14 protein-coding genes are annotated in these 13,520 nt (G+C 51.2%); all 14 read right to left on the reverse strand.

Features of this window, described 5'->3' with window-relative positions:
• Positions 1-2 precede the first annotated feature (2 nt).
• The 14 genes from FMR86_RS09610 to FMR86_RS09675 are packed head-to-tail and all read right to left on the reverse strand — an operon-like array spanning position 3 to position 13,519.
• Complete coding sequence (locus FMR86_RS09610) at positions 3-1,208, reverse strand: TrbI/VirB10 family protein (RefSeq protein WP_163350890.1); 1,206 nt, start codon at positions 1,206-1,208, stop codon at positions 3-5.
• A 9-nt stretch (positions 1,209-1,217) separates the two neighbouring features.
• Positions 1,218-1,859, reverse strand: coding sequence for a phage tail protein (locus FMR86_RS09615; RefSeq protein ID WP_163350891.1), 642 nt, complete (start codon positions 1,857-1,859; stop codon positions 1,218-1,220).
• A 9-nt stretch (positions 1,860-1,868) separates the two neighbouring features.
• Positions 1,869-3,008 (reverse strand): shufflon system plasmid conjugative transfer pilus tip adhesin PilV, encoded by a 1,140-nt coding sequence (gene pilV / locus FMR86_RS09620; RefSeq protein WP_163350892.1) that lies wholly within the window; start codon positions 3,006-3,008, stop codon positions 1,869-1,871.
• Positions 3,009-3,016: 8 nt separating this feature from the next.
• Complete coding sequence (pilM, locus tag FMR86_RS09625; RefSeq protein WP_163350893.1) at positions 3,017-3,454, reverse strand: type IV pilus biogenesis protein PilM; 438 nt, start codon at positions 3,452-3,454, stop codon at positions 3,017-3,019.
• On the reverse strand, positions 3,451-4,431 hold the full coding sequence (locus tag FMR86_RS09630; protein WP_163350894.1) for an ATPase, T2SS/T4P/T4SS family: 981 nt from the start codon (positions 4,429-4,431) through the stop codon (positions 3,451-3,453). The genes pilM and FMR86_RS09630 overlap by 4 nt, the downstream gene beginning before the upstream one ends.
• Before the next feature lie 12 nt (positions 4,432-4,443).
• Entirely contained in the window at positions 4,444-4,926 is a 483-nt protein-coding gene (locus tag FMR86_RS09635; protein ID WP_163350895.1) for a type 4 pilus major pilin, read from the reverse strand.
• A gap of 11 nt (positions 4,927-4,937) precedes the next feature.
• Positions 4,938-6,008 carry a type II secretion system F family protein gene (locus tag FMR86_RS09640; protein ID WP_163350896.1) on the reverse strand — a complete coding sequence of 357 codons (1,071 nt, stop codon included), beginning with the start codon at positions 6,006-6,008 and terminating at the stop codon, positions 4,938-4,940.
• Entirely contained in the window at positions 5,995-7,608 is a 1,614-nt protein-coding gene (locus tag FMR86_RS09645; RefSeq protein ID WP_163350897.1) for a GspE/PulE family protein, read from the reverse strand. The genes FMR86_RS09640 and FMR86_RS09645 overlap by 14 nt, the downstream gene beginning before the upstream one ends.
• 3 nt (positions 7,609-7,611) lie before the next feature.
• Positions 7,612-8,373 (reverse strand): hypothetical protein, encoded by a 762-nt coding sequence (locus FMR86_RS09650; RefSeq protein WP_163350898.1) that lies wholly within the window; start codon positions 8,371-8,373, stop codon positions 7,612-7,614.
• The gene (pilO2, locus tag FMR86_RS09655; RefSeq protein ID WP_163350899.1) at positions 8,360-9,613 is read right to left on the reverse strand and encodes a type 4b pilus protein PilO2; all 1,254 of its coding nucleotides are present in this window, start codon (positions 9,611-9,613) and stop codon (positions 8,360-8,362) included. Before pilO2 ends, FMR86_RS09650 begins: the two co-directional genes overlap by 14 nt.
• 2 nt (positions 9,614-9,615) lie before the next feature.
• A complete protein-coding gene (locus FMR86_RS09660; protein WP_163350900.1) occupies positions 9,616-11,115 on the reverse strand; it encodes a secretin N-terminal domain-containing protein in 1,500 nt (499 codons plus the stop codon).
• A gap of 2 nt (positions 11,116-11,117) precedes the next feature.
• The gene (locus FMR86_RS09665) at positions 11,118-11,846 is read right to left on the reverse strand and encodes a TcpQ domain-containing protein (protein WP_163350901.1); all 729 of its coding nucleotides are present in this window, start codon (positions 11,844-11,846) and stop codon (positions 11,118-11,120) included.
• Complete coding sequence (gene trbG / locus FMR86_RS09670) at positions 11,843-12,847, reverse strand: P-type conjugative transfer protein TrbG (protein WP_163350902.1); 1,005 nt, start codon at positions 12,845-12,847, stop codon at positions 11,843-11,845. The genes FMR86_RS09665 and trbG overlap by 4 nt, the downstream gene beginning before the upstream one ends.
• 15 nt (positions 12,848-12,862) lie before the next feature.
• Positions 12,863-13,519 (reverse strand): VirB8/TrbF family protein, encoded by a 657-nt coding sequence (locus tag FMR86_RS09675; protein ID WP_163350903.1) that lies wholly within the window; start codon positions 13,517-13,519, stop codon positions 12,863-12,865.
• Position 13,520: the final 1 nt, after the last annotated feature.

The following is a 13,520-nucleotide window of genomic DNA, read 5'->3' on the forward strand; positions in this document are numbered from 1 at the left end:
TTTCAAATCCTGTATGGCTTGTAAGGACGTGCGAAAACGATGTCTTTGGTCACGACCATGTTGAAACGCTTGCCCGGCGCAGTGCTGATGGCCGGCTTGATACTCATGTTGTTTTGCAAAAGAGAGAGTGTGGACTGGCCGAGTTGACTGGAGAGGGCCGAGCCGAGTTCATCCTGCAGGCTGGGATTGTCACTTGATGATGAGCTTTTATTAAATTTATCCATGGCATAGGCCATGCCGCCGCTGATCACGCTCATGATGGCTGAAGAACCGAAGATGCGCAGATAGTGGTTGTCTACGTCTCCGGAATAACCGGCATAGCCGCCGACATCGGTACCGGGCATGATTCCGAGGGTGATGGACGAGCCGTCAGGAAATATAATCCGATTCCATGCAACAAGTACGCGGGTCTGCCCGGCGGCAACTCTGGAGTCATAAACCCCGACCATACGTGACCCTTGCGGGATGAGCAGATTTTGTCCGCTGGCGGTGTCATATATATTCTGGCTGACCTGTCCGATGATTTGCCCGGGCAGATCAGAATTAATGCCGGAGATCATGATCCCGTTGATGACCGAGCCGGTCTTAAGCTCAAACGGTTTGCCGGGGACACGGTCATAAGGCAGCTGCCATGAGCCATCCTTGGCCGCACGGGTGGAAAGGAACTCTTCCTTGTCCTTCCGGTCATTGCCTTCAGCCGGAGTAAGGGCAGACATTCCGGGCATGGTCAGGGGATGCCGGGAGCGCACATCATCCATGGATGCTTGTACTATTTGGGCCTTTTTTTCGGGGATAGCGGCTTGAACTTTCAGCGGAGCAGCAAGAGCCGCTTTCATGCGTTCAAGCTTGAAAGTCCGCAATTCCTGAAGTTCTTTCAGCCTTTGCTTTTCGGCTTCGGTGGGTTCAGTCGGTCGGACAACCGTAACCAATGGCTTTTCCTGAACCGGAATTTTTTCAGGTTCTTTTTCTTCCTTTGGGGGGAGTGAAAGGCCGAAGGTCTCAGGAGCATTAAGCGGCTGCTTGATATCTGACTCGGCTATTGTGCTGGGACCGGTATCAGTTTTCTTTTTTCGGTTCATGGATTTGGATACGGAATAAATCATGACCGCGACCAGAATTACCGCAACCACCACCGCAATGAAGAAGATACGGTTGTTTCCCTTTATTCCCTTTGAAGGACTTGCAAGGCTGTTAGGAGAATCTGACATGATGAAATCCTACTGCGCCTTGATGATGTACATGAGGGCTACATTGCGGGGCCTGTTTTCGCTTCCGTCTCCAGCTGAAGTCGAGGTTCCGGTTCCGGTTGCTGTCATAGTCCCCCCAGCATAATTACCTAAATATCCGGGACCATGACCAATATGAATACCATACGGATAAGCTCCACCCATGCTAGAGTCTCCATATTTCACTGTTATATTATAACTTCCCGAAACAGTAAGCGTCGTATCATGACGATGTTCTTCCATCGCATCCGCCTGTGTACTTCCCAATGTTCGTCCAGTGTCGACACCACGACCACTGTCCAATCCTCTGATAAACTCCCCACGCAGGTCCGGCACATTTGCGCCGACAACTGCAGCCAGTTCCGGGTATCCGGCAGTTGATTGACCGTTGCATTCCAGCCAGCCGTCCGGAACGGAACTCCCTCTATAAGGAATAACTCCTCCTATGGGCGTGTCGCTGGCAGCACGAGCTTGGACAGCAACAGAAGTCGGGTTGAAACTTGTGGCATCCCCGGCAAACGCTTCGGGGGTATAAGAAAGTACGATCAAGACTGCCGCCAGCAGGCATATGCAGGCGGAAATAACCATCATTAGAGTTTTAAATGACATTGGTTTCTTTTCTTCTATCTTCATGATTTTCTCCTAATTACAGGTGGTCAGCACCATTACCCGTCCGTATCCGGCGGGAGGCGATACCCATGTGTCAGTAACGTCTTTGATGCGCAGATGAACGCGCCAGTTGTCGCCTTCGTCCGTCGCCCATGACTGGACGGCAACGAAGGCCTGCGACTCTGCACCCTCGGCAAATACAGCCGGGGCCACGAAAATCTGCGGAACTGAAGTCACGCCCGGGGGGCAGGTCGGTTTGGGGATCAGCTCACCGTCTGAAGCGTAGGTGGCATCTTTGAAAAGCTGGGAATTGCCGGTGTCGGCGAGGATCTGCGGTTCGCCTTCACGGCAGATGTAAAGACCAACTGCAGGATCAAAGAAGATACGTCCTTCTTTCTCCGGATCTCCGCAAAAGCCGGTCGCATCGATGTCGGCGATGGTGTGCTCGTCGAATTGGATTTCCTTCACATTCTCAATGGCGTGATCGGTCATGTCCAGCTCAGTGGACATTTCGTTCAACTCAGGATGGCCGGGAACTTCCACGCGATAGAGGAAGTCTTGGCTGAGATCTCCTTCACGCAGGAAAGCGCGACCACCGATGTGGCCGGGGCTGGGAACCGGAATGTTGGTTCCGGCAAGATTGACGGTCCAACCTCCGTAGGAGCCGCGCAGCTCGGTAGAGCTTTGACCGGGAAGATCTCCGGTGGGGATGTAGCCCCCGGCACCGCCGACCATAGCCGCAGCTGACGGAGCAGAAGCAGTGCCGAAATGTTTGTCATTTGCGGCCGTGCGTCCGCCATAGGTCAGGACGATGACTTGCAGGTCGTCCGCGTTGGGTTCGAGCACGTAAATTCCGTACTGCTGGCCCCAGCCGTTGCGATCTTGGAATCCGGAAGGCAGGAAGTTTCCGGAGCGGAGCTGGGCCATGGTCACAGCGGTGGCACTGCTGGCCGTGGAAGAGCTGATCAGATCTGCATAATGTTCCTTGGCATAGTCGGAAGCCGCATCAAGGACAGTGGCAAGATGCTTGCTGACACTCTTCTGCTTGATATTTTCAAAGCCTTGGTGCTGCATGTTTGAGAGCATTGGTGAAATCACGGCAAGGATGAGTAATGCCGCAAGAGCATCCATCATGCCGAATCCGGATTGTTTATTTTTAGGATTGATTTTCATCTTTGCTCCTATGGTCTGATCACGCTGACGATATTACCGTTGGGGATGAAGGATGGCAGGGCTATTCCGGTCCCATGAGCTGTGACCAGTGATCCACTGCGTTTGATTCCAATGGCGTAGGACTCCATGAATAAATCCATGATTTCTCCGGCTTCAGCTCCTTGAACCGGACCCCAGACATAGATGTTCCCGCCGTCCGGTCGGTTGGTCCATGCACGCATGGATTTCCAACCGGACGGCAGGTCAAGGAGTGATATGGGGATGGGAATTCCTCCGAAAGCATTGGGGCGTGCTATGGCAAAATCGTTCACAGCATTACGGTAGGTGCCGAAATTAACGGCAACAGCTTTAGCTTTTCCCTGCTTTACTTCATGCTGAAGAAAGGAGTCCGGTGTCAGCATTGCCAGCAACCCAAGCATGGTGAAGAGAACTGCGAACATCTTCATATCTTTTGTATCCCGTAGAAGTTGATGATGTTCTCTTGGTCACGCATCTCTTCTTCCAGAGCGATCATTTCATTGTTTTTAATCTTGGCGCGTAATCCGACGTATTCATCTGTGAAGGGTGCCAGCAGGAATTGAGGGACGTTGAGAACTTTCTGTCCGTTTTCGTCTTCCTCAAGTTGCTGATGAACGACCGCAAGCAATCCTTGAGCGAGGTTTTGACTGGCGATTTCCCCATCTATTTCACGGGCCATAGTCACCAATCTTTCAAGAGCGGTTACAAGGTCGAACCCATGCATGGTGGCAACGACAATCTGTTTGTCAGAACCTAGGCAGACCCGCAGAGCTTCGCTTGCCGCGTATTTGCTGCGGATTTCGCCGATGTAGATGATGTTGGGAGAGGCAAAACGATGGGACCTTTCTATGCCTTCAGCCAGATCTTCTTCGCGTTCAATCTCGGCCTGAAAGCAGAAACCGTATTCTCCATGCTTGCCGTCAAGAGGCATTTCTGCAGGATTTTCAAAGCTGACAGCATGGCCGCCGAGAGTTGAGAGTCGTGTCCCTACCAGAGATGATGCGCTGTAAGTTTTACCTGAAGCCTGAGCACCGGTGAAAAGCACCAGACCTTTGCTCTGTTCCGCAGAAAGAAGCCATTCTGCAATTGGTTCAGGCATTCCGATATTATTGAAGTTTTCGACCTGCTCCTGAATGCGGCGCAGGAAGAAAACTTTACCACTGCCCCAATCCACACCTTCATAAAGGGCGACCCTGTAGCTGATTTCCTCATGGATGACTCTAAAAGTGTGTCGTCCAGTCTTTTCATGAACTTTGAGGACTTCCTTGTGCAGGATTTCAATTTCCTTTTTGATGTCCTCTGTACAGGGAACGAGTTTTTGGCCGCAGGAATCGCAGCCTTTCATAAAAGCCTCCCCGCTTTCATGAAGTATAAGATCTGTGAATGATGCACTTTTGAGTGTCATGTGACCCCTCTACTAGTTGGAGTAATCGGAGGTGAAAGCAATGGTGTTGCTGTCTTGGAGTTGCCCGGTAATGGCTGCAACCATTCCGCTGCCTTGAGTTATTTCAACTCCATTTACTGAAAGGCTTTTCCATGATTCAAAAGTGGCCAGCTTTACGCAGGCATATTCTGGAATTTCGTTTGAAGTAATTATGTAGGTGCTGGGATCGGTTCCTGTTTCAACGGTAACTGCACCATCCCATACGTTGCGCACTTCACCGTTCCCTTTGACCATTGATGTTGGAACGATTTTGTTTTTGACGGCAATATTGGTGGTGAGTCCTGTAAAATCCGGTTCGCCTTTGTAGAGATTTTTAACTTCAAGCTTAAAGGTAGAAATGTTCTGTTGCGCAGTCGTGATCATCTCGTTTTCCCTTCCAGACTTGATCCTGAGTGCTGTTGTTCCAAGAAGTACTGCGATGATAACCAGAACGCCTGTGAGTTCGAGTAAGTTCATTTTTTTATCTCCTAGTAGGCCATGTTCAGGCCGGATTGTTGTTGAATGTCGGACATTGCCAGAACAATGTTGGACACCAGATAAGCTATTGTGATGATGCAGCCGTAATTGATAATTTTGGCTTGCGTCTGTACCTTTTCAACCCCTTCTGCCAGCATTTCTTCAGCTATGAGATAGAGCTGGCTGTGGAAATTGCTGAGTCTTGAGTAAATACGCAGGTCCTCGATGATTTCTTTGGTTGGGAACTGGTATCCGGAGTCGTCCAGAGCCGGACCTAATTTTTTACCTTTGGTAAGTTGAGCTAGGACTGACTGGAGTCGTTCTCTGAGCCACGGACCTGTGTCTGGAATAGCCAGCATTTTTTCTATTGCGGTAGAAAGCTGGATTCCTGATTTCATGAGAATGGCGAGAGTAAACAGCCAAAGGCTGCCGATGATCAGTCGGTAGAATGACCATGGCGGAATGGAGTCAAAGCGGACGCGGATATTCCCGGTCCAGATTTTGATGGTGGCTAAGGAGAGCAGGCCCGAAAGTATGATTACGGCAAAAAGAATCGTTCCTGCGGTGGAATCAATAAAGCAGGAGACCCGATAAAGAAGTTTTGCTCCGTCACTCCAGTTTTCCGGGTTGGATATCTGGATATAATTGGGCATGGCATATCTTGAGAATACAATCAGCAAAGTGATGAGTGCGCTGATCAGTAATGCAGGATAGGCTAAAGCCTTACGCATGGAGCCGATAATCTTCATTCTTGCCTGAATCAGCTGCACTGCAAGATCAAGCGATTCGTACAGTTTACCGGATGTAATCCCACTATCGATGAGCATTACTTCTTCGGCAGGGATGAAACCCTGCATGGCTTGATGGAGTTTACTTCCGCCATCCAGACGGCTGGATATTTCTGCCAGAACAAGAGACAGTGGGCTTCGTTGCTTGGCGTATCTTTCCTGAAGTTCAGCAACGCTTTCTGCCACGATGACACCATGCCGGGTCAGTGCTGCCAGTTTTCTGTAGAACCTGATTCGCACAGGAGCATTGAAGAAGAGCTTGGCAAGTATTCTATTCAGATCAGGACGCTGCATTCGGCCTCTCCACGATTTTAGAACCTGCCATTTCATCGAAGCCGGTTGCGGAAATACCCTTGCTGAAATCGTCAGAGACTTTGGCGTAGTTCAGCGGTACGCCCAGTCGTTTTTCGGTCAGGTAAGGATCAATGATTCCTTCTTCAATGAGCCTGATGGCGTGGCTGACAAACGTTTCTCCGTTTTGTTCATTACGCCAGTGTTTGTATGCACCTGCCATGTTTCCGGCTCGGATGTTCCGCAGAATTACATGATCTGTGGCCACAATCTCAGAGGCCACGGTCTGACCGATGATTCCTATGCCGCGGCAGTGTTCACATCCTTCTCCCCGGACATGAACGTTTTTCTCATGCAGCTTGTCTACAGCCTTAAACAAACGACTCAGCACCGGTTCAGGGAGATGCTTACGGCGCAGCTCGTTGTCTGCAGGAAGTTTTGAAATTTCTTTAATAGGCTGTTTGCAGTGAGGGCAGAGTACCGGGACGAGCCGCTGGTGATGCAGGCCGGAAAGAACGGTATGGTCACAGAGGTATTCAAGCGGGTCCGGATAGTTTGCAGCACGCAGCAGGGAAACCATTCTCTGAATGATCCCGAAGGCAGAGTTTGCATGGACGGTGGTCCATACTCCGTGTCCGGTCTGGGCAGCATCAAGGGCGGCGGAGGCAGCTTCCGGGTAACGAATCTCACCGATCATGATGATGTCGGGGTCGCAGCGCATTAATCCGGCTATTGCTCCGCTGTATTCTTCGCCTCGTGTTTCTTTGGAGCTGGTTCTGATCCTGATCTGCTTCACTCGTTCAAGAGGGTATTCAACAGGATCTTCAGCAGAGAAAAAGTTCTTTTCGGGGTTGTCCTTAGCCATACTTTCCATAATGTGCTTGAGGAAAGTAGACTTACCCGCACCGGTCGGACCTGAAAGAAGCACCAAGCCGGAACGCTGGGTCAGGAACTGAATGCGGCGCATGTGCCTTTCAGAATATCCGAGTGTGGCAAGCCTTTCTTCAAGGCTGCCCTGTGCTGTTGTGCGATCGTAAAGTAAACGTAGAGCCATTTCTGTGCCGGTTCCGTTCTCGGCCATGGCTTCTTCAAGAGGTTCGGTATGGACACGGATGGAATGGACATCACTGGGCAGGAACTTGCGGTCTGAAATTCTGGCATCCTGACTTTCGGTTGCAACGAATGTTGAGTCCCCTTGGTTTGACATCGTCTGATAGATGGCAACGATGATTTTTCTGCCGGTTTCACCCATTAATTGTTTGTAATCCTGAACCATTCCGAGTTTGCGAAATGATATGGAGGTGAACGGACCATGATCCGTGATGTGGATGTCCGAGGCTCCTTGCTCGTATGCGTCTGCGATTATCTGGACAGCAAGTTCTTGAATATCACTGCTTGTTTCTGCCTTTGTGAAATGTTCCTTGCGCAGTTTCTGGAATTCTTCAGCTTTTTTCCTTTCGGTTTCAGTAAAACCTTTACGTGCAGCGTAACTCAGGAATGACATCAGGGTTGCGTCATTCTCCACCTCAGCCGAGATAATGATTTTGCCGTCCAGAAACAGGATGCGTTCCTGAAGGCTTGTGGGAATTTCAGTTTCAGTCATCATTTACTCCTTGAATTTCAAGGCAACGTTCTTGCCGTTTGTGCGGACCAGAACTTTATTGGGGGTTATGGATACGACTTTACCGGGACCGGCTGTGTTGCCGACCCGCACAGTCTCGATACCTGCGGAACTGGAAAGGGTAGCGGAAAGCCTGCCGTCCACACCTTGGATGGAAACGACCTTGGGCCATGCCGGGCAGCGTTTCTTTTTCGGTTTAGCTTCCTGTTTTTTGGGGGTGATGAGTGCCGGGTCCGGAATGGACAGCTCAAGCAATTCTTTTTCTTTTTTGGCAAGCTTTACCTGCAGGTTTCGGTATTCAATCAGGTTGCGCAGATGGTTCGCATCACCAAGGCTTACTGCTGGGCGTGCGAAGGTTGAGGAATGTTGCGCCACCTGTTCGGTTGCTTCTGGGGCGGTTGTTTGTGCCGGGGTAGCAGTCGCGTTTTCAGCTGAAGCCGGAGCTTCCGGCTTTTGATCTTTATCTGTGCTGTTTGAGTCGGTCATGAACGCAGTTATGGACGTACCGTTTGCTACGTTTGAATTAGCGGTAGTATTTGTTGCGTTGGCCTGTGCTATGGGCGCGGTCGCATTGACTGAGCTGGTCGCGTTACCTGTGTCCACATCGATCAGGAGTTCTCCTGCAGGATTCAGGTCGGCCAAGTCTTCTGCGAAAGCGGGGACGACAAAGAAGAGCGTCCCTAACAGAAAGGTCAGGACGATAAGTCCCAACATTATGATCAGAATTGTCTGGCTAGTAGACCGCATAAATCTGGCCCTCCAAGGTGCATTGGTTGTTGGTGAAGTCGATCTTTGAAAGGACCAGACAGGGGATGGAGTCCATTGCTGTGAAAAGCGCGTCCTCGATCGTTACCCCGACCGGGAGAGCGGAAAGTTTCCACTCTCCCTTGACCCACGGAGCTGTGACGGCAACGGTTTTTTGGAGGATCTTGTTATCCAGCTTTTTGGTCACCGGAGCCTGCCAAGTGAGGTTCAGCTTGGCTCCGATATTGCGGGTCAATTCATAGAGTCGGGCTGTGGCAACGTCCTTTTTGATGAGGGCTTGTGCAGGGCGTTTTTCAGCTTCGGGGTAATCAATGGTCAGGTCAGCCAGCTCAGGCTTTGCACCAAGGCTGGAATTGATTTTCTCAACGGTCGGGCGGTTGGTGAAATCTGCACCTTCCTGATGCAGCCACGCCATGTAGATTCCGTCCGCATCACGGATAATGGAATTGAGCTTCCAGCCGAGGGTGTACGGCTCGGAATCACGTACGGCACGCAGGAATTCATGGGCAAATGCTGACGGCAGGGGAGCTTCCTTCCAAGCCATGGCAAATATTTTCTCCGGATCTTTTGTGACGGTTTCCTGTTTCTGGAGTTCCTTCTGGCGTGCTTTTTGGGCGATCCTGCGTTGTTCGGCTTCACGCAGATCCTGCTGGTGAGCATCCCACATGTACCAGCCTGCGCAGGCCGTAATGAGTATGGCCGCGCCAAGGATAAACTTCAGGTTGGAGTGTTCCGGATAGAGCGGCTGTACTCGTTCAGTAGCTTTGAGCAGCCCTTCAAAGTGGGACAGGGATTCATCCACTGTCTCGCAGCGGTATTCGTTGTCCTTGTCCCAACTGGACATGGACTTCAGGCGGGCCAAGTGGGCTTCGGCTTCTATTTTAGAAGTGAAGTATTGGTCTCCATCAGCAACAATCATTTTCTTGCTGACCGCGCAGACCCACCAGAGATCTTCCGCAAAGCAGAATATTCCGATCCATGTGTCAGGGGATCTCTCAACCAATGCACAGGCCAGAGAGGGCAAGCGTTTTACTTTCCTACTCTCGCAAGTTCCGAGACCGAACTGTTGCTTGCGGGGAACAATGCAATTGTATTTGCTGTCCTTGAAATCTTCGGCAACTGCGCGTGCTTTTTCGAAAAGCACTTTTCGTCCCTTGCCTTCGAGGAGCTGCCACCAGAAACCGATGACGTATTCTTTCTTTTTGATTTTGATACTGCGCATGACTAGACCCCGGCACTTTCCATCTCAATGGTGATGATGATCAGGGATTTGCCATATTTCTGACTGTGTCCGCCTGCGCTGATTCCAATTCCCTTGGACTGCTGGTCGGTTTCCTGCTCGAATCCGGCAAGGACCAGAGTCTGGCCGCATTTCATTTTGACCCGCTGGCTGAAGCTGCGGGTGGAAACCTGCGGCAGCTGGATAGTCAAATCCCCGGAAGTGAATTCTTCCATGGAATCAAGAGAGGAAAGGGTGATGTTGTACTGCAGGATGGCTTTGCGATTGTTCATGATGTGCGGGATCACAGTCATGGAAAAGCCGGTGGAAACTTCACCGGGTGTCAGCTCGGAGGTCTGCATGGAGTTTTCCGTGGTGGTGGAACTGATCCCGGCAAGATAGGTGTCGCGCTTAACTACCTGAACGGGCAGGGCTTGATTGTTCATGACGATACCTGAACCGGAAGTAAGCAGAGTGGTGCGACCGCGCTGCTTCAGGGCGCGAAGCATGAGCTTGGTGTCTTTCCAGTCACCATCCAGAATGGCGGCGGTAAGTGTTCCGGCTCCGGAAATGGTGCTGTAAGGCTGGCCGCCGAGGATGCTGAAGCTGGATTGTCCGGCCTTAAGTAAGGTTTCAATGTCAAAGCCGACATCGGCATTGCGGGACATTTCCAAGGCCCAGACTTTTACGGCCAGAGCCACCTGCCTGCCCATCTTGGTGTTCAGGGATTTGATATACCTGCCGACCCTGTGCAGGACTGTGGCCGTGTCGGTAACAGTGACCATTCCGGCGGCTTCGTTGACCACAACTCTGCCGTCTTTGGAAAGCATGGCCTCAATGGCTTTTTCGGTGTCCTTCCAGACATTGCCTTCAAATTTTGCTTTGTTGGTCTGCGAGGTCTGGCTGACGCTATCTGAAGTCTTGGTGGTTTGGCCCACTCCATCCATGCCGCTGGAATCACCGGAATTGCCGGAAGTCTGGGATTTATTTGTGATAGTCGATTCGTATTTGATGCTGCCCGGAGCAACTGCAAGGTTGAAAGATTTGGTTTGCAAACGGGCAATTTCAACCTTGCCGCTTTGCTGGTCATATTCCCAGCCCATGCCGAAGTATTCACACATGGTGTTCAGCAGATTGGAGAGCTTGCCATCATAGTTGATGCGCATGCGCTTCTGTTTTTCTTTGCCGGTATGTTCAGCTGCTTCTACTTCGATATGCAGCGGCACAAGTTCGCTGACCCACTTGGCGATCTGGGAAGCAGTACCGATCCTGTTGGTCAAGGTTACGCGCCGGTTAAAGATTGAGGGCAGCCTGTTATCGTCCAGCTCCACCGCAATGGCTCCGAGATAGGGAGCATGGACAATGGAAACAGTCTTCTTGCTGCTGGCCGATCTCATGGAAGCCGCGCGGCTTTTCACTGATCGTTCCTGCTGTGAAGGCTGGAGCGGTGCGCAGCTGCAAAGGGTAAAAGAAAAAATGAGTATGAGTAGCAAAGTGCGTTTCATGCTTAATCCTCGCTGACGACAATGTTTTTATTGGCTTGATAGATGGTCACGCGCAGGGAGTTCCCGTTGGCGTGCATCCGGGAGAAGAGGCGTTTTACAGCCCGTGGAAATGTGTCCCTGAAGGTTGCATGGGACTGCATTTCAAAGTCGTGGTTGGCCTTCCAGACCAATGTGTATTCAGCGCGACCGGCCCAGCGTTTGAGCTGGTCACGCAGACCGCCGGGAACGATGGACCAGTTCTCATTGAGGGGAGATTCAACCTGTTCGGCATCACCGCCCACGAACTCAAAGAAGGCCGGGGTCTGGGTCAGCAGGCCGGATTTTTCAAAGCCTTCAAAGGTCAGGTTGTAGACCTGCCCGAAAGACCAGCCATCCGAAGATCCGAGATAGAGGTAATAGAGGGTGGAATTGGTGAAGGAATCGAAGACCATGTTCATATTCAAGACGTTGGGATCAGTGGTCTTGGGGCTGAACTGAAATCCCTGTTCGCGCAGGTTGGCTTCGAATTTCCAGCCGCAGGGATTGTCCGAGACAGTCAGGTGAATAACGGTGCGGCCCGGAGGATAGTGGGCGGCAACTTTGAGTGCGGCTTCCTCCACGATGGAATCAACTTCGTGTTCCTCGTACATAGGTGTTGCCTGCTCAACCACTTCGACCTGTTTGATCATGGAACGCCAAGCATTGCAGCCGGTGGGGAAGAGCAGGAGGATGATCAGAATCAGGATTCTCATTTGGTTACCTCCACCCGGGTAATCTCAACCTTGGCCTGATCCATTCCGGTTCCGGCCACGAGGATTGCTTTTTCAAAGATTTCATCAACGATCATGGCATTGCCTTTGACCCGGTAGTTGACGATCGCTTCCTGCCCTGCCTTTTCCACCAGCAGCACCGGGATCTCGGTCTGGGTGGAAGTTCTCGGCAACTGAATGAAGGTCCGGATTCCGTCATTGTAGACGCGCATGGGCTTCCAGCTCGCATCATCACCACTGATGGTGTAGCTGAAGTCCAAAGTGGAAAGATCCACGGTTTTTTGTTCAATCTGGGTGGTGTTCCAGATGTCCTTTTTCTGCTTCCGCTTCAGTCTGTCTTTGAAGATTTTCTGCTGGTCTTCCGGGTAGATGAAAGAAACGTATGGATTGTAATCCTTACGCCGTGAGACAAGCTTCAGGTGATAAACCCTGCGGTCAGTGGTGATGACGGCGGTGGTCACAAGTCCGGCGTCTAGCGGCTTGAGAATAATATGTGTGGATTCCCGGCCCGGTGTGCCGGATTGGCCAACTGTAACCAGCCAACGCGCAGTATCACCGACAATAACGTCATTGACGTTTTCACCGGGCTGCAGCTCAAGATCTGAAGCCATGAACGGTGAGCAGATGATTGTCGGCATGGTTGCCCCGAAGATGTAAACAACCTTGCCGTTCTCCAGCAGGATCGGGTTGATCTTGCGGTTGATCCATTCTTTGGAAAGCTTCAGAGCTTCCCATTCCTTGCTATTAAGACGAACGTTTGTTTTGGATATATAGTCCGGCTGCGCCAGCACAGAAGGCGAATAAGACGGAATTTTTGCCGCTTCAGCAGGTTTTTTGCTGCCTTTCGGTGGTGTTGGTTGTGCAAATACCTTGTTCAGCAATCCCATATCAGGATTTTGCTGTCCGGCTTGCTGCTGATTCGGCGCAGCCCAGCCGGAACAGGCGATCAGAACAAGGAATAACGTTAAAATGAGATGTTTCATTTCTGCTCCTGTTTCCTATTGTTCAAGAAGTTTTGCCCATGACAGCTCGGTGACATAAACACCGGCAGGGTTGCGGATGATCTGGCTGTCAGTTGTGGGGGGAGATATGCGGACTTTGACAGTCGCTTCATACTTGGTGCTGGTCATGGCGACACCGGAATGGTTGCGCACTGTTTCCAGCCATTCGATACGCCAGCTTTCAGAACTGACAGGGAGCGGAATCCCTTTAATATCAACCTCAACGAGGGCTTTTTGCCCGCGCTCATAAGGGTTGTTCGCTTCGTACCAGCCTCTTGTCGCGCCACGGGCCGCGCCGATCACAAATGAAGACATGCGCTGGACCATCTTTTTCTGTAGCCCGATGTCAGCGGTAACGGTCCGCCAGTTAACAATGAGATTGGCGATTTCAGCCTGAATGATTCGGTGGGAAACCGGTTCCGCCTGATCAGCGCGTTTAACGGCAACTGAGTGGCCGAGCTTGTCCACCTCGACCACGTAGGGAACGACTTTGTTCTGGGTGGCCTGCACAAAATTCATGCTGATGGATATGGCGGTAATCAGCAGGCAGACCAATGCTACCAGCCTCCACTGGTTACGGCCTTCAATGTATGAACCGTATCGTTCCAGCCATTCTTCTCTGGCTGAAAGGTATGGGGATTCTGTTTTAGACATA

The organism is Desulfovibrio sp. JC010 (assembly GCF_010470675.1).
Classification (GTDB): Bacteria; Desulfobacterota; Desulfovibrionia; order Desulfovibrionales; family Desulfovibrionaceae; genus Maridesulfovibrio.